We start from the raw sequence: 20698 nt of genomic DNA, 5'->3' as shown, positions 1-20698 counted from the left end.
AATCATACAATTGCATAAGAACAAGAGAATGACAAGTTCATTGAATGAAGGTGGTACCGCGGTTTTTCGCCCTTCGTGAAATGGCTTGTCTTTTGATTTTTGGAGGTGTTGATGAAAACATTTCTTGTCAAACAAAAGTTTCGTCTTGGAGGCGAACGCTTCGCTATCAAGGATGATAGGGGAGAAATCGCCTATCAGGTAGAGGGATCATTTTTTAAGATTCCCAAAACTTTTACCATCTATGATGTTAATGGTGAACAAGTCAGTCAGATCAGTAAAGAAATCTTGACCTTGCTTCCTCGTTTTGAGATTCAGCTTCGGGATGGCTCGAGTTTTGTCATTCGTAAGAAGTTGACCTTCTGGCGAGATAAGTATGAGTTTGATAATCTAGGGCTTCGTATCGAGGGTAATATATGGGATTTGAATTTCAAATTGCTGGATGATCGTGATCAGTTGATTGCGGAAATCAGGAAAGAACTCTTCCATCTGACCTCTACTTATAACGTAACAGTTCTTGAGGACGCTTATGCAGACCTAGTCATTTCCCTTTGTGTCGCGATTGACTATGTGGAAATGCTGGAAAGCCAATCACATTAAACAAGTAAATAAGGAGATAATATGAAACAACTATCTAGTGCACAAGTACGCCAAATGTGGCTTGACTTCTGGGCGACCAAAGGTCACTCTGTAGAACCATCAGTGAGCTTGGTTCCTGTAAATGACCCAACTCTTTTGTGGATCAACTCTGGGGTAGCAACCCTTAAGAAATACTTTGACGGAACTATTATCCCTGAAAATCCACGTATTACCAATGCCCAAAAGGCCATCCGTACCAACGACATCGAAAACGTAGGGAAGACTGCACGTCACCATACCATGTTTGAAATGTTGGGGAACTTCTCTATCGGGGATTACTTCCGTGACGAAGCCATCACTTGGGCTTATGAGCTTTTGACAAGCCCTGAGTGGTTTGATTTCCCTGCTGAAAAACTTTACATGACCTACTATCCAGATGATAAAGATTCTTACAACCGCTGGATTGAAGTGGGAGTGGATCCAAGTCACTTGATTCCTATTGAGGACAACTTCTGGGAAATCGGTGCGGGACCTTCTGGACCAGATACAGAGATTTTCTTTGACCGTGGAGAGGCTTTTGACCCAGAAAATATCGGTCTTCGCCTGCTTGCAGAAGATATTGAAAACGACCGTTATATTGAAATCTGGAACATCGTTTTGTCACAATTTAACGCAGACCCTGCTGTTCCTCGTAGCGAATATAAGGAATTGCCACACAAGAACATTGATACGGGCGCTGGTTTGGAGCGTTTGGTAGCCGTTATCCAAGGGGCTAAGACAAACTTTGAAACGGACCTCTTCATGCCGATTATTCGTGAAGTGGAGAAATTGTCTGGTAAGGTTTATGACCAAGATGGTGACAACATGAGCTTCAAGGTTATCGCTGACCACATCCGTTCACTTTCATTTGCAATCGGTGATGGTGCCCTTCCTGGAAATGAAGGTCGTGGTTACGTCCTTCGTCGTCTTCTCCGTCGTGCTTCTATGCATGGTCAAAAATTGGGAATCAACGAGCCTTTCCTTTACAAACTCGTTCCAACCGTTGGAAAAATCATGGAAAGCTACTACCCAGAAGTTCTTGAAAAACGTGACTTTATCGAAAAAATCGTTAAGAGCGAAGAAGAATCATTTGCTCGTACTCTTCACTCAGGTCAACACTTTGCCCAAGGCATCGTAGCAGACTTGAAAGAAAAAGGACAATCTGTCATTGCTGGTCAAGATGTATTCAAACTTTATGACACTTATGGATTCCCAGTTGAATTAACTGAAGAAATCGCCGAAGAAGCTGGTATGACTGTAGACCGTGAAGGTTTTGAAGCAGCCATGAAAGAACAGCAAGAACGCGCGCGTGCCTCAGCTGTCAAGGGTGGTTCAATGGGTATGCAGAATGAAACCCTCCAAAACATCACTGTAGAAAGTGTCTTCAACTACAATGCTAGCCAATTGTCTTCTAAATTGGTAGCTATCGTGGCTGATAATGCAGAAGTAGAAGCTGTGTCAGAAGGAACTGCCTCACTTATCTTTGCGGAAACGCCATTCTATGCTGAAATGGGTGGACAGGTCGCTGACCACGGACAAATCTTGGATGAGTCAGGTAAGGTCGTGGCTACTGTGACAAATGTTCAAAAAGCACCAAACGGACAAGCACTTCATACAGTTGAAGTCCTTGTACCGCTTGCCTTGAACCAAGAATATACTTTGGCAATTGATACAAATCGTCGTCACCGTGTTATGAAAAACCATACTGCGACTCACTTGCTTCACGCTGCCCTTCACAATATCCTTGGAAACCACGCAACACAAGCAGGATCTCTTAATGAAGTCGAATTCCTTCGCTTTGACTTTACCCACTTCCAAGCAGTGACTGCTGAAGAATTGCGTGCCATTGAACAGCAAGTCAACGAGAAAATCTGGGAAGCTCTTGAAGTGAAGACAGTTGAAACGGATATTGACACTGCTAAAGAAATGGGAGCTATGGCTCTCTTTGGTGAGAAATACGGCAAAGAAGTCCGTGTTGTTACTATCGGTGACTACTCTATCGAGCTTTGTGGTGGTACCCACGTTGGCAATACTTCTGAGATTGGACTCTTCAAGATTGTCAAAGAAGAAGGGATTGGATCAGGAACTCGCCGTATCTTGGCAGTGACTGGTAAGGAAGCCTTTGAAGCTTACCGTGAACAAGAGGATGCTCTTAAAGCTGTCGCAGCAACTCTTAAAGCACCTCAACTTAAAGAAGTACCTCACAAGGTAGAAGGACTTCAAGAACAACTTCGTCAACTTCAAAAAGAAAATGCTGAGTTGAAAGAAAAAGCCGCAGCTGCAGCCGCAGGCGATATCTTCAAGGATGTTAAGGAAGTCAACGGTCACCGTTACATTGCTAGCCAAGTTTCTGTATCAGATGCTGGTGCCCTTCGTACCTTTGCAGATAACTGGAAACAAAAAGACTACTCTGATCTTCTTGTCCTAGTTGCTGCTATCGGTGACAAAGTCAATGTTCTTGTAGCAAGCAAGACAAAAGACCTTCATGCAGGAAACCTTGTCAAAGAATTAGCACCAATCGTCGATGGACGTGGTGGTGGTAAACCAGACATGGCCATGGCAGGAGGAAGCAATCAAGCTAAAATCCAAGAATTGTTGGATGAAGTAGCAGGTAAATTGTAATCAAGTAAAGATCTATCCATTTGGGTAGGTCTTTTTGTGAATGCAAAAAAGCCAAATCCGATTGGACCTGGCTTGAATATTATGAACTATTAAATAGTATTGGCTGCCCAGACACTTACCGAAGCAGCTGAGACTGGGAATTGTCCATAACCTTCCTCATCAATTGTAATTTGACCTTGGTGGTTTTCAAGTAAATCTACAAAGGTTTGGTTAGCCCATTCTTGGCCGACAAACATTGATTTTCTGTTTTCTTGGTCATTTGAAATCAAGACTGCGATTGGGGATTGATTTTCAGCACCTGAACGTACCCAACCGATACAGTTAGCATCATCAAAGTAGTCATTTTGTTCTCCATAGGCCAAGTATTTTCTTATGGCTAGGAGGCGGTCAAGGACTTCTTTGAAATCTTGTTGAGCATACTGCCCTGAAATCCCATAGTAGTCTCCGTAAAAGACACATGGAAGGCCGTCTTGGCGTAATAGAATGAGGGCATGGGCTGCAGGTTTGAACCATTCTTCAACAGTAGACTCAAGAGCCTGACCACGTTGGGTATCGTGGTTGTCGACAAAGGTTACAGCCTTGTATGGTTTGAGTTCAACCAAGCTATCTGTGAAAATACCACGAAGGTCATAGTTTGCGCCAGCTTGACTGGCTTCAAAGAGATTCTGGTGTAGACGAACATCGACAAGGTCAAAGCGTTCTTCCGTTTTTTCAAGATAGTCCAGATTGGCTTCCTTGTCAGGATTCCAGAATTCACCAAAAACATAGAAATCGTCACCGTATCTTTCCTTCATATCTCGGATGAAATTGCGCATGAAGAAAGAGTCAATGTGCTTAACGGCATCCAAGCGGAAACCAGCTACACCAGTTGTCTCCATGAACCATTCAGCCCAGTCATAGATATTTTGAATGACTTCAGGATGTTTAAAGTCTAGGTCGGCATACATGAGGTAGTCATAGTTTCCGTTTTCGTTATCGACCAATTCCTCATTTGCCCAGCCTTTATTGTCACCTTGGATCAGATAAATCCCAGACTTACGGCGTTTGGCATCATAGTCTGTACCTGTGAAGTGGTACCAGTGCCAGTGGAAGTCATTGTAGGTATCTTGGCGACCATCGAAGGTAAAGCTAGTCCAGCCATTGATGGTGAAGGGTTCTCCAAGTTCAACCGTACGGTCTACAGGGTCTACTTCGATAACCTGAAAGGCTTCCATGTGATCGGCTGCAGCCTTGTGGTTGAGTACCACATCGGCCATAGGCTGGATTCCCTGTGCTTTTAGGGCTTGAATAGCTTGAAGATAGTCTTCTTTGAAACCATACTTGGTACGGACTGTCCCTTTTTGGTTGAACTCTCCAAGGTCAAATAGGTCATAGACACCATAGCCGACATCTTTTTCATTGGTTGCCTTAAAAGCTGGTGGCATCCAGACATGACTAATACCGAGATTAGCAAGGTGTTGAGCATCTTCAGCCAGACGCGTCCAGTGCTGGCCGTCATGGGGCAGATACCATTCAAAGTATTGCATGAGTGTTTGATTTTGCATGATTTTTCCTCTTACTTGTCAATCTTGTTCTTTATTCTATCATAAAGTATCGGTTAGCTCAAACGTTTGCGTAAAATAGAAGACATGTATTTCAACTATTCAAGATAAAGTGTTGATTTTTAAAATGAAAGCGCTATAATGATAGTGAATTACATAGATAAAGAGAGGAGATTTCTCATGATTGAATTTCAAAATGTTAGTAAGTTGTATGGTGATAAAGAGGCCTTGAGCAATCTCAATTTGCAGATTGAAAATGGAGAGATTATGGGCTTGATTGGCCATAATGGAGCTGGAAAATCGACCACCATAAAATCCTTAGTCAGTATTATTTCACCCAGCAGTGGTCGTATTTTGGTAGACGGTCAGGAGTTATCTGAAAATCGCTTGGCTATTAAACGAAAGATTGGCTACGTAGCAGACTCGCCTGACTTATTTTTACGCTTAACGGCCAATGAATTTTGGGAATTGATTGCCTCATCCTATGAGCTAACTAGCTCTGACTTGGAGGCTAGTCTAGCTAGGCTATTGAACGTTTTTGATTTTGCTGAAAACCGCTATCAGGTTATTGAAACCCTTTCTCACGGAATGCGTCAGAAAGTCTTTGTTATCGGAGCACTCTTGTCTGATCCTGATATTTGGGTCTTGGATGAACCCTTGACAGGTTTGGATCCCCAGGCTGCCTTTGATTTGAAGCAAATGATGAAGGAACATGCGCAAAAAGGTAAGACTGTCTTGTTTTCAACCCATGTCCTAGAGGTAGCCGAGCAAGTCTGTGATCGGATTGCTATTTTGAAAAAAGGGCATTTGATTTATTGTGGTAGCGTAGAGGACTTGAGAAAAGACCACCCAGACCAGTCTTTGGAAAGTATCTACCTTAGTCTTGCTGGTAGAAAAGAGGAGGTTGCGGATGCGTCTAAAGGTCATTAAAAAATTAGTTGATATCAATATCCTCTATTCATCTCAAGAAGCTAATCTGGCTAATCTACGAAAGAAGCAGGCTAAGAATCCTGGGAAAAAAGTAAATGTTTCCGCTAGAGTCCTAAGTTCTTACATTTTTTCTAGTCTCTTGATGCTTTTCATGTTTATAAATATAGCCTTTCGTTTTCCTTTTGAGGAAATGCCTGTTTATTTTAGCTTCATGGTTGCTATTTTACTAGTGATTGCCTTTTCAACTTCTTTAACAGCTTTTTACAATGTCTTTTATGAGAGTAAGGACCTAGTCTCCTATAGGCCCTATGCCTTTAAAGAATCAGAGATTATAATCGCTAAAGGACTGTCTGTCCTCTTGCCAGCTCTGCCTGGAATTGTACCAATCCTAGCTTATTTTCTAGTCCTCTATATTAGGCTAGCACCTTCTCTTTGGCTAGGCTTGCCTTTGATGCTACTGTCCTTGACCTTATTATTTGTCTCTGTTACTTTAGTGATGGTAGTGGCAGTACATTTCTTGGCTCAGACTAGGGTCTTCAGAAAGTATCAGTCTATTTTTTCGAATGTGATGATTGGGATAGGGGTTCTCATACCTTTAATATTTGTCTTCTTTCTACAGTCGACTTCTGGAGTTATAGTTGACAGAGTTAGAGACATTCCACCTCTTCTTTATCCTATTCATCTCTTTTACAAAATAGCAGTGGAGCCTTTTTCGAAAGAAGCCATCCTGGGTCTGCTCGCTTGGATAGGACTAACACTCTTCCTGCTTTACTTGAGCAAAAAGAAGGTTTTTCCTCGTTTTTATGACGTGATTCTGCTTAACAGTGAGGAGAAGGTCAAGAAAGAACGTCACAGTAAGGAGAGAATTTCAACTACTAAAAAGGGCTTTTTCCGTATGGTTTTACGCTACCACCTCACCCTCTTGGGACAGGGAACTGGCGTGATTACAGTGCTTTTTACAAGTGCTTTTCTTCCTTATCTCATGATGATCGGTCTGATTTCCAAAATTCGAGATTCTCAGATAGTTCCAGACATTCATCCTCCATACTGGTTACCCTTGTTTTTTATAGGATTGTTTATAGCAGTTGTCAATAACAATATCACCAGCCTGCCTTCAATTGCCTTGTCTTTAGAGAGGGAAAATGTTGATTTTCTGAAGAGTTTACCCTTTGACTTTGCTCGTTATGTGAAAGTGAAATTTTGGATTATCTTTGCTGTCCAGTCCTTTTTACCAATTCTGACTTTACTTGGTCTTTCTCTATATTTAGGTTTGCCCATCCTTTCGATGATTTACCTTCTTGTGGCATGGTTCCTTGCCAGTGTCATCCTTTCTTGCCACCATTACTTTAAGGACGTTAAAAATCTGTCAACCAATTGGAGTAACATTACGGACCTGGTGAATCGTTCAAATCGTATAGTAGCAATGGTTTTATTGTTTATTTATATTGCAATCCTAATGGCCCTTGTAATAGGGAGCTTATTCTTGGTTCAGTCTCTCTCTACTATCCTTGCCATTAGCTTGGGAGTAGGAGTTCTTATCCTTCTGCTTGCTCTTGCTATTTTTGTCTATCATTACTACCTGTCACGCATATTGGCAGAAATAGAAAAAAGATGAGATAGTTGGTCGCTTGATTGATAAATTTTATAAAAAGAAATGCTCCTCCAAGACGGAAGAGCATTTTTTATTGTGATTTTGATTCAGTTTCTGCAGACTCGGGGTGGAGTTCTTGGTAACTTGGAGCTTTGAAAAGGTCAGTACTGGTTTTACCTTGTCGTTGGCTAAAGAGGCTAGTTGACTGACTTCCCTTTTCCTGCTCAATCTTTTGCAGAATTGGTAAAGAATTGAGGTAAGAAATACTTTCTGTATCAACTTTTCCAAGATGATCTGCTTGGTAGAAACGTATCAAATCACCAGTTTGAATCTGGTCGCTGATTTTTAGCTGTTGACTAGCTGCTTGACGAACAATTTCTAGTTCAGTCTGAGCTTGTTCATCAAGATTGCTGATTTCAAGACCGCTCTCAGTGTAGTAGGTTCGTCCGTCATAACTGGTGTATTTTGGTGTGACGAAGGAATTGGCAGTTCGAAAGGCAATGATTTCTTGATGATCTGGAGACAGAAGGTCTTGGCCGACTTGAAGGAAGGAATTGGACTCAATACCAAGGAGGTGTTCGAGAGTCGGTAAGATATCGATTTGTCCACCGAAGGTATTGATGATTTGTCCCTTTTCATAGCCAGGCATGACCACCATAAAAGGCACTCGTTGCAACATGGCATTGTCGTAATTCGACCAGTTCTCAGAAGTCTTGCCAATCAAGGGAGCCAGGTCAGGATTGCGGGAATTGGAAATGCCATAATGGTCTCCGTAGATGACGATGATGGATTTTTCATAGAGGCCACTTTCTTTGAGATAGTCAAAGAAGGCCTTGATAGCACTATCCAGATAGTTAGCTGTTTGGAAGTAGCCGTTGATGGTTTCATCTTTGGTTTTAGCCAAGGGGAAACCAAGCTCATCGCCTGTCAGATTGCTAGCATAGGGATAGTGATTGGATACCGTGATATACTTAGCATAAAAAGGCTGCTGCAAGTGCTCTAGATATTGGATAGAATCTTTCATCATGATTTTATCATTTAAACCATATTGGAAAGAATTGCTACTGTCTTGCTTGGTAAAATAGGAAGCATCAAAGAAGTATTGGTAGCCCCATTGTTTGTAGGTTGTATTTCGGTTCCAGAAGGTCCCAATATTACCGTGAAAGACGGCACTAGATTGATAGCCGTTTTTTGATAGGATAAAAGGAGCTGCTTGCTGGGTATTGGTACCACCGTAATTGACCATAAAGGAACCTTGGTCAAGTCCAAACAAACCAGTCTCCAGCATGGTTTCCGCATCTGAGGTCTTACCAGCCTTGACTTGGTTAAAGATATTAGAAAAGGCTAGGGTTGATTGCGAATGGTAGAGGGAATTAAGGAAGGGAGTGACTTCATGCTCAGTTCCATCTATGTTGAGTTTATAGTCCAGTAGGAATTGCTGGAAACTTTCCAAGTGGAGATAAATCACATTTTTCCCTTTGGCCAAGCCAAAATAGTCTGGATTGGGCTTAGCAGAATGTTCTTGAATATAGTCTGTGATAGGTTGAAGGTCGGTCTCAGAGGCCTTGGCACGTTCTTTGTTGGCGCTATAGGACTGGTTGGCACTATAGCCTAAAAATGCTGGCAAACTAAGGGCACGAACAATATAATAATTAGAAAATCCTCGTGACAGGAGATCGGGACGCTCAATTTCAGCCAAGAAAAGGTTAGCTGAAAAGAGCAGGGCCGAGAGAGCAGTGATGGCAACACTGGATCGGAATTTGAAAGGTCTCCTATCCAACTGGATGAATTTTTTATAGAAAAGGAAAGCCAGCAGTGGGAAATCCATAAAATAGATGAAATCCCAAAAGCGCAGTAACTCTAGTTCCGCAGTACCAACAGATACCTTGCTGACCACTTTCATGGTATTGGCCGTGATAAAGTCGCTAAATTCTCGATAGTAAAAGACATTGGAATAGAGCCAAATGAATAAAAGGCTATAAATAGCTATACTCAGGCCATAAAAGATCTTGGTTGACCGAGCATAGAAGGCTAGAGCCAGCAGGAGGAGTCCCAAAGGAAGGGGATTGAAAAAAGCGATAAAGGCAAGGTAATTCCCTTGCAACTTGCCCAATTGAATATCTAAATTAAAGTCAACGGTATAGGCTAATAAGGTTTTGAGCCAATAGAGGATTGAAAGGGTTAGGACAAAACCCAGTCTGGTACCCATGGCTTTTTGGATTTTGCTAAAATTGATTCTCACACAATTACTTCCTAAGTTTTTATTAGTATTAGTATACCATTTTTTAAAACTAGAGTAAAAAAGCAAGGGTAGTTTCTTTTTTGAGAATTGTCACAAAATTTGCTATAATAGGGACTATGAATAGAATAAGAGTCAACAAACGGGTTGAAAAAAAGCTTTCCAAGGGGCTTGTTTTACTAGAAGCCAGCGATCTTGAGAATATCAGTCTCAAGGATCAGGAAGTAGAAGTTCATAGTCAAGATGGAAACTTTCTTGGTACTGCCTACCTTTCTCAGCAAAACAAGGGCTTGGGCTGGTTTGTGAGCACAGACAAGGTGACCTTCAATCAAGCTTTCTTTGAAGCACTGTTTAGACAAGCTAAAGAAAAGAGAAGTGCCTACTATCAAGATGATTTGACTACTGCCTTTCGTCTCTTTAACCAAGAGGGAGATGGCTTTGGCGGTCTGACAGTGGAGCTTTATGGCGACTATGCTGCTTTTTCTTGGTATAACTCTTATGTTTATCAGATTCGCAAGGTTATCTCAGAAGCTTTTAGACAGGTTTTTCCTGAGGTTTTAGGAGCATATGAGAAGATCCGTTTTAAGGGTTTGGACTATGAATCTGCCCATGTTTATGGTCAAGAAGCACCTGACTTCTTCACTGTTTTGGAAAATGGTGTTCTGTATCAAGTCTTTATGAACGATGGCTTGATGACAGGGATTTTCCTAGACCAGCATGAAGTTCGCGGTAGTTTAGTGGATGGGTTGGCTATGGGTAAATCCTTGCTCAACATGTTTTCCTACACAGCAGCCTTTTCAGTGGCTGCGGCCATGGGAGGAGCAAGCCAGACTACTTCGGTTGACCTAGCTAAACGTTCACGAGAATTGTCTCAAGCGCATTTTCAGGCTAATGGAATCAGCACAGACGACCATCGTTTTATAGTTATGGATGTTTTTGAGTATTTCAAGTATGCCAAGCGAAAAGGCTTGACCTATGATGTGATTGTCCTAGATCCGCCTAGCTTTGCTCGGAACAAAAAACAAACATTTTCTGTGGCCAAGGATTATCACAAGTTGATTTCCCAGAGTCTTGAGATTTTAAATCCGGGAGGGATTATCATTGCTAGTACCAATGCTGCCAATGTTTCCCGTCAGAAATTTACAGAACAAATTGATAAAGGCTTTGCAGGAAGAAGTTACCAGATTTTAAACAAATACGGTCTTCCAGCAGATTTTGCCTATAATAAAAAAGATGAAAGTAGTAATTACCTCAAGGTGATTAGTATGAAGGTTAGTAAATGAAATTAATCGTTTCAGTAATGCCAAGAAGTTTAGAGGAGGCTCAGGCTCTGGATGCCACGAAGTACCTAGATGCCGACATCATTGAATGGCGTGCCGACTATCTGCCTAAGGAAGCGATTTTGCAGGTAGCTCCAGCTATTTTTGAAAAATTCGCTGGCCGTGAGTTGGTTTTCACGCTGAGAACTCGCTATGAAGGGGGAGAAATCGACCTTTCTCCAGAAGAATATATCCATCTAATCAAGGAAGTGGCGCAACTCTATCAACCAGACTATATTGATTTTGAGTATTACAGCTACAAGGACGTTTTTGAGGAAATGTTGGACTTCCCAAATCTCGTTTTGAGTTACCATAATTTCCAAGAAACACCTGAAAATATGATGGAAATCTTGTCAGAGTTGACGAGCTTAAATCCAAAACTTGTTAAGGTTGCGGTGATGGCTCACACGGAGCAGGATGTTCTAGACTTGATGAACTATACACGAGGTTTTAAAACCCTCAATCCTGAGCAGGAATATGTGACCATTTCTATGGGCAAGGTGGGTAAGGTCTCTCGAATCACTGCAGATGTGACTGGTTCTAGTTGGTCTTTTGCTAGTCTAGATGAGGCCAGTGCACCAGGTCAGATTTCTCTAGCTAACATGAAAAAAATCAGGGAGATTTTGGATGAAGCTTGATGGCTATACACGTTTAGCTGCCGTTGTTGCCAATCCTATAAAACATTCTATTTCCCCCTTTATTCACAATAGGGCCTTTGAGGCGACAGCTACCAACGGTGCTTACGTGGCTTGGGAGATTGAAGAGCCTGACTTGGCAGAAACAGTAGCCAATATTCGTCGCTACCAGATGTTTGGTATCAACCTTTCCATGCCCTATAAGGAGCGGGTGATTCCTTATTTGGATGAGCTGAGCGATGAAGCGCGTTTGATCGGTGCGGTTAATACGGTTGTCAATGAGAATGGCAATTTAATTGGATATAATACAGATGGCAAGGGATTTTTTAAGAGCTTGCCTTCTTTTACAATTACAGGTAAAAAGATGACTCTGCTGGGTGCTGGTGGTGCGGCCAAGTCCATTCTGGCACAAGCTATTTTGGATGGCGTCAGCCAGATTTCGGTTTTTGTTCGTTCGGTTTCGATGGAAAAAACAAGACCTTACCTAGACAAGTTACAGGAGCAGACAGGCTTTAAGGTGGACTTGTATGCTTTAGAAGATGTTTCTGAACTGCAAGTAAGGATTGCTGAGTCGGACTTACTAGTCAATGCGACAAGTGTAGGGATGGATGGTCAATCATCTCCAGTTCCTGAAAACATTGTCCTATCAGAAACTCTTTTAGTAGCAGATATCATTTACCAACCCTTTGAAACACCATTTTTGAAATGGGCTAGAAGTCAGGGCAATCCAGCGTTCAATGGTCTGGGAATGTTGCTCTATCAAGCTGCAGAAGCTTTTCAACTGTGGACAGGAAAGGAGATGCCGACGGAAGAGATTTGGCAGTCCTTAACAGAAAAATACCAATAAAGAAAAGGAGATTCTCCTATGAAAATCAGAATCGATATTCCTCATCATCCTTATGATATTCAAATTGAAAAAGGCTGTCTGGCTCAGGCTGGTCAATGGTTGCGAGAACTCTGGCAACCACAAAAGGTAGTCATTGTGACAGATAACCATGTAGCCTCTCTTTATGCGGAGAAGGTCAAACTCAGCCTAGAAGATGCTGGTTTTCAGGTAGCCGTTTTTGACTTTTTAGAAGGTGAAGAACGGAAAAATTTGACAACTGTTCAGAAAGTCTATGAATTTTTAGTCAAGCAAGGTCTGACTCGTAGCGATGGAATCGTGGCTCTCGGAGGGGGTGTCGTTGGGGACTTGGCTGGTTTTGTAGCCTCCACCTATATGAGGGGAATCCACTTTGTTCAGATTCCGACTAGTTTGACAGCCCAGGTGGATTCGTCTATCGGCGGAAAGACAGGTGTCAACACTCCATTTGCTAAAAATATGGTGGGAACCTTTGCCCAACCAGATGGGGTTCTGATTGACCCGCTTGTCCTTGAAACGCTCGGTAAAAGAGAGTTGATTGAAGGGATGGGTGAGGTTATCAAGTATGGCTTGATTGAGGATCCAGAACTGTGGGCTCTCTTGACAGAGCTGGATGGTTCTGTAGAGAGTATTCTGGAACATGCTGAGACCTTGATTGAACATTCTTGCCAGGTCAAGCGTAAGATGGTAGTTGAGGATGAGTTGGACAATGGTGTTCGCCTTTACCTCAATTTTGGCCACACTATTGGCCATGCTATTGAAGCGACTGCCGGGTATGGAAAGGTCATGCATGGCGAGGCTGTGGCCATGGGAATGGTACAGATTGCCAAGGTTGCTGAGGAAAAAGGCCTCATGCCAGCTGGAATAACCCAGTCCATCACAGCTATGTGTCAGAAATTTGGCTTGCCTGTTGACTATGAAAACTGGAATGTTGACAAGCTTTATCAGGCTTTGACTCATGACAAGAAAGCGCGTGGCAATACCTTGAAATTGGTCTTAGTGCCAGAGCTTGGTTCAGCGACCATTCATCCAGTTTCTCTGGAAGAGATGAAAGACTACTTGGTAAAATAAGGAGAGTGTATGAGATATTTAACTGCAGGAGAATCACACGGACCCCGTCTGACGGCTATCATTGAAGGAATTCCAGCTGGACTTCCTTTGACAGCTGAGGACATCAATGAGGATTTGAAACGTCGTCAGGGTGGCTACGGCCGCGGTGGTCGTATGAAGATTGAGAGTGACCAAGTTATCTTTACTTCAGGTGTTCGCCATGGGAAGACGACAGGGGCTCCCATTACCATGGATGTCATCAATAAAGACCATCAAAAATGGCTGGATATCATGTCTGCAGAGGACATTGAAGACCGCCTTAAAAGCAAACGAAAAATCACTCATCCTCGTCCAGGTCACGCCGACTTGGTCGGGGGCATCAAGTATCGTTTTGATGATTTGCGTAATTCCTTGGAGCGTTCATCAGCTCGTGAAACCACCATGCGGGTGGCAGTTGGGGCAGTAGCCAAACGCCTCTTGGCTGAGCTGGATATGGAGATTGCCAACCATGTCGTAGTCTTTGGTGGTAAGGAAATTGATGTTCCTGAAAATCTGACAGTCGCTGAGATTAAGTCACGAGCTGCCCAGTCTGAAGTTTCTATTGTCAACCAAGAACGGGAACAGGAAATCAAGGATTATATTGACCAAATCAAACGTGACGGTGATACCATCGGTGGAGTTGTCGAGACAGTCGTTGGAGGTGTTCCAGTAGGACTTGGTTCCTATGTCCAATGGGACAGAAAATTGGATGCACGATTGGCCCAAGCTGTCGTCTCTATCAATGCCTTTAAAGGGGTGGAATTTGGTCTTGGATTTGAAGCTGGTTACCGCAAAGGTAGCCAAGTTATGGATGAAATTCTCTGGTCTAAAGAAGACGGTTATACCCGCCGTACCAATAATCTAGGTGGCTTTGAAGGTGGTATGACCAATGGGCAACCCATCGTTGTTCGTGGAGTTATGAAGCCTATTCCTACTCTTTATAAGCCTCTTATGAGTGTGGATATCGAAACCCATGAACCCTACAAGGCAACTGTGGAGAGAAGTGATCCGACTGCTCTTCCAGCAGCAGGTGTAGTTATGGAAGCCGTTGTGGCAACGGTTCTGGCACAAGAAATCCTCGAAAAATTCTCATCAGACAATCTAGAGGAATTAAGAGAAGCGGTAGCCAAACACCGAGACTATACAAAGAACTATTAAGGAGTTCCTATGGCAAAAACAGTCTATATCGCAGGTCTTGGATTGATTGGAGCCTCCATGGCCCTAGGTATCAAACGCGATCATCCAGATTATGAAATTTTAGGTTATAATCGCAGTCAAGCTTCGAGAGATATCGCCTTGAAAGAAGGCATGATTGACCGTGCAACGGATGATTTTGCTAGTTTTGCTCCTTTGGCGGATATTATTATTCTTAGCTTGCCAATCAAACAAACCATTGCTTTCATTAAGGAATTGGCCAACTTGGACTTGAAAGAAGGCGTGATTATCTCAGATGCTGGTTCGACCAAGTCAGCCATTGTGGATGCAGCGGAGCAGTATTTGACTGGCAAATCTGTTCGCTTTGTCGGGGCCCATCCCATGGCTGGTAGTCACAAGACAGGGGCTGCTTCTGCGGATGTCAATCTCTTTGAAAATGCCTATTATATCTTTACACCTTCGAGTCTGACAGGTCAGGACACGCTTGAGGAAATGAAGGATCTGCTTTCAGGTCTTCATGCTCGTTTTATCGAGATTGATGCCAAGGAGCATGATCGTGTCACTTCTCAGATTAGCCATTTTCCTCATATTCTGGCTTCTAGTCTCATGGAACAGACCGCGGTCTATGCTCAAGAACATGAGATGGCAAGGCGTTTTGCGGCCGGTGGTTTTCGAGATATGACCCGAATTGCGGAAAGCGAGCCAGGTATGTGGACCTCCATTCTCTTGTCCAATCGTGAGACTATTCTAGACCGTATTGAGGATTTCAAGGAACGTTTAGATGAGGTTGGACAAGCTATCAGTAAGGGAGATGAAGAGCGAATCTGGAATTTTTTCAATCAAGCGCGTGAGCAACGTCAGGCTATGGAAATCCATAAGCGTGGTGGTGTGGATAGCTCTTATGACCTCTATGTTGACGTTCCCGATGAAGAAAACGTCATCTTGAGGATTTTGGAACTACTACGTGGAACTTCCTTGGTTAATATTCACATCAATGAGGAAAACCGTGAAGATATTCACGGGATCCTACAAATTTCATTTAAAAACGCTCAAGACTTAGAAAGAGCTGAGCATCTCATAACAGAAAATACCGACTACACAGTCGTCATCAAGTAAGGAGAAAATTATGCCTAAAATAGAGCCTAGATTCATATTTGGTATTATCTTTATTTCTTTTATCTTACTTAGAGCTTACGCTGTTAAAAAAGATGTGAAAACTACTTCAGAAGCAAGTGTTGAGACAAAAAATGAACCATCCAAGAAAGAAATAAGTTAAGAGAAAAATAATTCAAAGTATGTAGACGATAGAATTATTAATGATTTTATTAATAGCTATAATCAAAATTCTAATAGCCCATTAGAAAATATTAAAAAAGGAAATATAAAAATAAAATATTTCGCATCAAGCTACGGATATTATTTGGAGCTTTTACATGCAAATGATACTGATAAAATCAATGTAACAATTAATCAGACAAATGAAAATAGTGAATCTGGTGTTACAGGAATGAAAGAAGTATTTCATGATATTGTTAAATCGATTGAATCATCCTTATCTGATGATGAGATAAATAACTATTTTGATAATCTTATGTCAAATGAAACTATAACAGATTCTAATTTAGGCTCTTTGAAGATAGAGTATATACCAGATAAGGAATTAAGCAATGGACATTCAAGAGGTCATATAAAAGTGATTGCACAATAATAAAGACCACAGAGTGACTAGTAATTTTAAAAGAAATGAAAAAGGAGAAAATCATGTCAAATATTTACGATAGTGCAAACGAACTTAGTCGCGGTCTTCGCGAATTACCAGAATACAAGGCTGTCAAAGCAGCTAAAGATGCGATTTCAGCAGATGCTGAGGCGAGCAAAATTTTTACAGAATATCTTGCCTTCCAAGAGGAAATTCAAAGATTCGCCCAGACAGGTCAAATGCCAGACGCTTCCTTCCAAGCGAAGATGGAAGGTTTTGGCAAGCAGATTCAGGGGAACAGCCTCTTGTCAGAATTCTTTACCAAGCAACAACAATTGGCAATTTACCTTTCTGACATTGAAAAAATTGTTTTTGAACCAGTTTCAGAATTGCTAAAATAAGAAAATAACTATCATAAAGTCAGAAATTTTTAAGGAATTTCTGGCTTTTTATGATAAAATAAGTAAAAGTATTGCAAGTATGAGGTCCAGTATGAAACTAAAAACAAACATTAGCCACTTACACGGCAGTATCCGAGTTCCAGGTGACAAGTCTATTAGCCATCGTTCCATTATCTTTGGAAGTTTGGCTGAGGGTGAGACCAAGGTTTATGATATATTACGTGGCGAAGACGTCCTTTCGACCATGCAAGTCTTTCGTGACCTTGGTGTTGAGATTGAGGATAAAGACGATGTGATTACTATTCAAGGTGTAGGTATGGAAGGATTAAAAGTGCCCCAAAATGCTTTGGATATGGGAAATTCTGGAACCTCGATTCGCCTGATTTCAGGCGTTCTTGCTGGTGCAGACTTTGAAGTAGAAATGTTTGGAGATGACAGTCTTTCCAAACGTCCTATGGACCGTGTGACGATTCCATTGAAAAAAATGGGTGTCAGCATTTCAGGGCAAATTGAGCGAGACCTGCCTCCCCTTCATTTAAAAGGGACAAAAAACCTAAGACCTATTCAGTATGAATTGCCAATTGCCTCTGCTCAAGTCAAGTCAGCCTTGATTTTTGCAGCCTTGCAGGCCCAAGGGGAGTCTGTAATTATCGAAAAAGAGTGCACCCGTAATCATACTGAAGATATGCTGCAACAATTTGGTGGTCATTTAAGTGTGGATGGCAAGAAAATCACAGTCCAAGGACCGCAAAAATTGACAGGACAAAAGGTGGTTGTTCCAGGAGATATTTCCAGTGCAGCCTTTTGGTTAGTCGCAGGTTTGATTGTTCCAAATTCTCGTGTGGTGCTTAAGAATGTGGGCATCAACGAAACGCGTACAGGTATCATTGATGTCATTCGCGCCATGGGTGGAAAATTAGAAGTTACTGAAATTGACCCAGTCGCTAAATCTGCAACCTTGACTGTTGAGTCTTCTGACTTGAAAGGAATAGAAATTGGTGGCGCTTTGATTCCACGCTTGATTGATGAATTGCCCATTATTGCCCTACTTGCGACCCAAGCTCAAGGTGTAACAGTTATTAAGGATGCTGAGGAACTTAAGGTCAAGGAAACAGACCGCATTCAGGTTGTGGCAGACGCTTTAAATAGCATGGGTGCGGATATCACACCTACAGCAGATGGAATGATTATCAAAGGAAAATCAGCCCTTCACGGTGCTAGAGTCAATACTTTTGGAGACCATCGTATCGGCATGATGACGGCTATCGCAGCCCTCTTGGTTGCAGATGGTGAAGTGGAGCTTGATCGTGCAGAAGCCATCAATACCAGCTATCCTAGCTTCTTTGATGATTTGGAGAACTTGATTCATGGCTAAGGTATTACTAGGATTTATGGGAGCTGGCAAATCGACTATTGCAAGAGGATTGGACTCTAATTACCTTGATATGGATGCCTTGATTGAGAAACGCCTCGGTATGTCCATTGCGGAATTTTTTGCTGAAAAGGGAGAAAAATCTTTTCGTCAGATAGAGTCTGAAGTCCTAGCTGATTTACTACAAAGAGATCAAGTTGTGTCAACTGGTGGAGGCGTGGTTATTTCTCAGAGAAATCGCAACTTACTAAAGACCAATTCTGATAATATCTACCTAAAAGCTGATTTTGAAACCCTCTACCAACGCATAGCAGCTGATAAGGACAATCAGCGCCCGCTTTTTCTAAATAATAGCAAGGAAGAACTTGCAGCTATTTTCCAAGAAAGACAGGTTTGGTATGAGGAAGTTGCCAGTCGGGTTTTGGATGTGACCAAGCTAAGCCCAGAGGAAATTATAGAGGAACTGAGATGAAAATTGCTTATCTAGGTCCCAAGGGATCATTTTCACACCACGTTGTGCAGACAGCTTTTCCTCATGAGGAATTGCAGGCCTTTGCCAACATTACAGATGTCATCAAGGCCTATGAGCAAGGCTTGGTGGACTATTCTGTGGTGCCAGTTGAAAATTCTATCGAGGGTAGTGTTCATGAAACTTTGGACTACCTTTTTCATCAGGCTCGTATCCAAGCAGTAGCAGAAATCGTTCAGCCTATTCATCAGCAGTTGATGGTGGTTCCAGGTCACACTAAGATTGAAAAGATTTTTTCACATCCACAGGCCTTGGCTCAAGGAAAGAAATTCATCGATGAACAATATCCAGAGGCCCAAATCGAGGTAACAGCTAGTACAGCCTATGCGGCCCGTTTTATTTCCGAACATCCAGACCAGCCTTATGCAGCCATTGCACCAAGAAGTTCTGCTGAAGAATATGGTTTAGAACTGATTGCCGAGGATATTCAGGAAATGGAAGCCAATTTCACACGTTTCTGGGTTTTGGGAGCTGAAATGCCTTCTATTCCCTTGAAATCACAAACTGAGAAAATGAGTTTGGCCTTGACCTTACCGGACAACCTTCCAGGTGCACTTTACAAGGCACTTTCGACCTTTGCTTGGAGAGGGATTGACCTGACAAAAATTGAAAGTCGTCCACTCAAGACAGCACTGGGAGAATACTTTTTCATTATTGATGTGGACTATGCCGATAAGGCCTTGGTCCACTTTGCCCAAAAAGAATTAGAAGCGATTGGAATCCAGTATAAAGTACTGGGCGCCTATCCCATTTATCCAATATCAGACCATGGAAAGGAGAGAAGATGAGCAAAGAAAATCCTTTAAGCCATCACGAGCAGTTGCGTTATGACTATCTCTTTAAGAACATTCATTACCTCAATGAGCGAGAGAAAAAAGAGTTTGCTTACTTGCAAGGTAAGTTAAATATGGCTAGTGGTAGTGAAGTTTCTCCAGAAATTTATAATGAAAATCACGATTTGGAAGAGTCCTTCATGGAACCAATCAATCAGTCTCCTCTTCCATCCTATGGTAGCCGTAGTCGTGCAAAAAAATATCAGAAAAGTCATTCTCTTCCAAAGGTTAAGTCCAAAAAACGCAAGATTCGTTGGGGGCGCATTTTTGCTGGACTGCTTGCCCTTCTAGCCTGTGTCGGTTTTGGCATGATTTTTATGTTCCTAAAAGGCTATTCAAATGCGGATCCAAATAAACCTGCCAATGCTAAGGCGGCTCAAGTAGAAGTTTTTCATGGTCAAGATACCAAGGATGGAGTTAATATTTTGATTATGGGGACGGATGGACGGATCGGCCAAAATAGTGCTGAGACGAGAACAGACTCTATTATGGTATTAAATGTTGGAGGCTCAGATAAGAAAATTAAGCTGGTCAGCTTTATGCGTGACAATTTGGTTTATATAGATGGTTATAGCCAAGTCATTAACGGTAGAAAGCAGTCTGATAATAAGTTAAATGTGGCCTATGAACTAGGGGAACAAGAAGGCCAAAAAGGGGCTGAAATGGTCCGAAAAGTCCTAAAAGACAATTTTGACTTGGATATTAAGTATTATGCCTTGGTTGATTTCCAGGCCTTCGCAACCGCTATTGATACTCTCTTCCCTGATGGGGTGACGATTGATGCCAAATTCTCAACCTTAGAAGGTCAACCTTTAACCGAAGCTACGGTGGGAGATGACTTGCATGCTACAGAGACAGAGTCTCCAACCCAGACGATCAAAGTTGGGAAACAGCAGATGAACGGTTCAACCTTGCTAAATTATGCTCGCTTCCGTGATGATGATGAAGGGGATTATGGTCGTACCAAGAGACAACAGCAAGTATTGACAGCTGTTCTGCAACAACTCAAGGATCCAACCAAACTCTTTACTGGATCAGAAGCACTTGGTAAGGTCTTTGGGATGACCTCTACGAATGTTCCTTATAGTTTCCTACTGACCAATGGTTTATCCTTCCTAGATGGAGCGCAAAATGGCATTGAGAGATTAACAGTTCCAGAACTAGGTGATTGGGTCGATGCCTATGATGTCTATGGAGGACAGGCACTCTTAGTAGACCAAAATAAATATCAAACTAAACTATCTCAGATGAGGATGAGATAAACTA

The 20698-nt window shown here is 42.1% G+C and carries 19 protein-coding genes; 17 read left to right on the top strand and 2 right to left on the bottom strand.

Annotated elements, in window-relative coordinates; genetic code table 11:
- Positions 1 to 111 precede the first annotated feature (111 nt).
- Positions 112 to 597, top strand: coding sequence for an LURP-one-related/scramblase family protein (locus D7D53_RS05325; protein WP_120770359.1), 486 nt, complete (start codon positions 112 to 114; stop codon positions 595 to 597).
- Positions 598 to 618: 21 nt separating this feature from the next.
- Positions 619 to 3237 (top strand): alanine--tRNA ligase, encoded by a 2619-nt coding sequence (alaS, locus tag D7D53_RS05320; RefSeq protein ID WP_120770358.1) that lies wholly within the window; start codon positions 619 to 621, stop codon positions 3235 to 3237.
- Between the two features lie 89 nt (positions 3238 to 3326).
- On the opposite strand, the gene D7D53_RS05315 is transcribed toward alaS, so the two are convergent.
- The gene (locus D7D53_RS05315; RefSeq protein ID WP_120770357.1) at positions 3327 to 4781 is read right to left on the bottom strand and encodes an alpha-amylase; all 1455 of its coding nucleotides are present in this window, start codon (positions 4779 to 4781) and stop codon (positions 3327 to 3329) included.
- 177 nt (positions 4782 to 4958) lie between these two features.
- On the opposite strand from D7D53_RS05315, the gene D7D53_RS05310 reads away from it, so the two are divergent.
- On the top strand, positions 4959 to 5708 hold the full coding sequence (locus tag D7D53_RS05310) for an ABC transporter ATP-binding protein (RefSeq protein ID WP_049499668.1): 750 nt from the start codon (positions 4959 to 4961) through the stop codon (positions 5706 to 5708).
- The gene (locus D7D53_RS05305) at positions 5689 to 7323 is read left to right on the top strand and encodes a hypothetical protein (RefSeq protein ID WP_120770356.1); all 1635 of its coding nucleotides are present in this window, start codon (positions 5689 to 5691) and stop codon (positions 7321 to 7323) included. Before D7D53_RS05310 ends, D7D53_RS05305 begins: the two co-directional genes overlap by 20 nt.
- Before the next feature lie 67 nt (positions 7324 to 7390).
- On the opposite strand, the gene D7D53_RS05300 is transcribed toward D7D53_RS05305, so the two are convergent.
- Positions 7391 to 9508: an LTA synthase family protein gene (locus tag D7D53_RS05300; protein ID WP_162927912.1), complete on the bottom strand. Its 2118-nt coding sequence runs from the start codon at positions 9506 to 9508 to the stop codon at positions 7391 to 7393.
- A 149-nt stretch (positions 9509 to 9657) separates the two neighbouring features.
- Here D7D53_RS05300 and D7D53_RS05295 point away from each other — a divergent pair, with 149 nt between their 5' ends.
- The 13 genes from D7D53_RS05295 to D7D53_RS05240 all read left to right on the top strand — a co-directional run bounded on the left by D7D53_RS05295 (position 9658) and on the right by D7D53_RS05240 (position 20694).
- A complete protein-coding gene (locus D7D53_RS05295; protein WP_162927875.1) occupies positions 9658 to 10821 on the top strand; it encodes a class I SAM-dependent rRNA methyltransferase in 1164 nt (387 codons plus the stop codon).
- Positions 10818 to 11495 carry a type I 3-dehydroquinate dehydratase gene (gene aroD, locus D7D53_RS05290; protein ID WP_120770354.1) on the top strand — a complete coding sequence of 226 codons (678 nt, stop codon included), beginning with the start codon at positions 10818 to 10820 and terminating at the stop codon, positions 11493 to 11495. The genes D7D53_RS05295 and aroD overlap by 4 nt, the downstream gene beginning before the upstream one ends.
- Positions 11485 to 12339, top strand: a complete 855-nt coding sequence (locus tag D7D53_RS05285; RefSeq protein ID WP_120770353.1) for a shikimate dehydrogenase — start codon at positions 11485 to 11487, stop codon at positions 12337 to 12339. The genes aroD and D7D53_RS05285 overlap by 11 nt, the downstream gene beginning before the upstream one ends.
- 18 nt (positions 12340 to 12357) lie before the next feature.
- Positions 12358 to 13425, top strand: coding sequence for a 3-dehydroquinate synthase (gene aroB, locus D7D53_RS05280; protein ID WP_120770352.1), 1068 nt, complete (start codon positions 12358 to 12360; stop codon positions 13423 to 13425).
- 9 nt (positions 13426 to 13434) lie between these two features.
- Positions 13435 to 14601: a chorismate synthase gene (gene aroC / locus D7D53_RS05275; protein ID WP_120770351.1), complete on the top strand. Its 1167-nt coding sequence runs from the start codon at positions 13435 to 13437 to the stop codon at positions 14599 to 14601.
- Positions 14602 to 14610: 9 nt separating this feature from the next.
- A complete protein-coding gene (locus tag D7D53_RS05270) occupies positions 14611 to 15714 on the top strand; it encodes a prephenate dehydrogenase (protein WP_120770350.1) in 1104 nt (367 codons plus the stop codon).
- Between the two features lie 10 nt (positions 15715 to 15724).
- The gene (locus tag D7D53_RS10005) at positions 15725 to 15874 is read left to right on the top strand and encodes a hypothetical protein (RefSeq protein ID WP_001124153.1); all 150 of its coding nucleotides are present in this window, start codon (positions 15725 to 15727) and stop codon (positions 15872 to 15874) included.
- Positions 15875 to 16018: 144 nt separating this feature from the next.
- Positions 16019 to 16306: a hypothetical protein gene (locus D7D53_RS05265; protein WP_120770349.1), complete on the top strand. Its 288-nt coding sequence runs from the start codon at positions 16019 to 16021 to the stop codon at positions 16304 to 16306.
- A gap of 53 nt (positions 16307 to 16359) precedes the next feature.
- Complete coding sequence (locus D7D53_RS05260; RefSeq protein ID WP_120770348.1) at positions 16360 to 16698, top strand: YlbF/YmcA family competence regulator; 339 nt, start codon at positions 16360 to 16362, stop codon at positions 16696 to 16698.
- A 91-nt stretch (positions 16699 to 16789) separates the two neighbouring features.
- Complete coding sequence (aroA, locus tag D7D53_RS05255; protein WP_120770347.1) at positions 16790 to 18073, top strand: 3-phosphoshikimate 1-carboxyvinyltransferase; 1284 nt, start codon at positions 16790 to 16792, stop codon at positions 18071 to 18073.
- Positions 18066 to 18542, top strand: coding sequence for a shikimate kinase (locus D7D53_RS05250; RefSeq protein WP_120770346.1), 477 nt, complete (start codon positions 18066 to 18068; stop codon positions 18540 to 18542). The genes aroA and D7D53_RS05250 overlap by 8 nt, the downstream gene beginning before the upstream one ends.
- Positions 18539 to 19387 (top strand): prephenate dehydratase, encoded by an 849-nt coding sequence (pheA, locus tag D7D53_RS05245; RefSeq protein WP_120770345.1) that lies wholly within the window; start codon positions 18539 to 18541, stop codon positions 19385 to 19387. Before D7D53_RS05250 ends, pheA begins: the two co-directional genes overlap by 4 nt.
- Positions 19384 to 20694, top strand: coding sequence for an LCP family protein (locus D7D53_RS05240; protein ID WP_120770344.1), 1311 nt, complete (start codon positions 19384 to 19386; stop codon positions 20692 to 20694). Before pheA ends, D7D53_RS05240 begins: the two co-directional genes overlap by 4 nt.
- The last annotated feature ends 4 nt before the right edge of the window (positions 20695 to 20698 follow it).

The organism is Streptococcus gwangjuense (genome assembly GCF_003627155.1).
Classification (GTDB): Bacteria; Bacillota; Bacilli; order Lactobacillales; family Streptococcaceae; genus Streptococcus; species Streptococcus gwangjuensis.
This window is presented reverse-complemented; position numbering and strand designations above follow the sequence as displayed.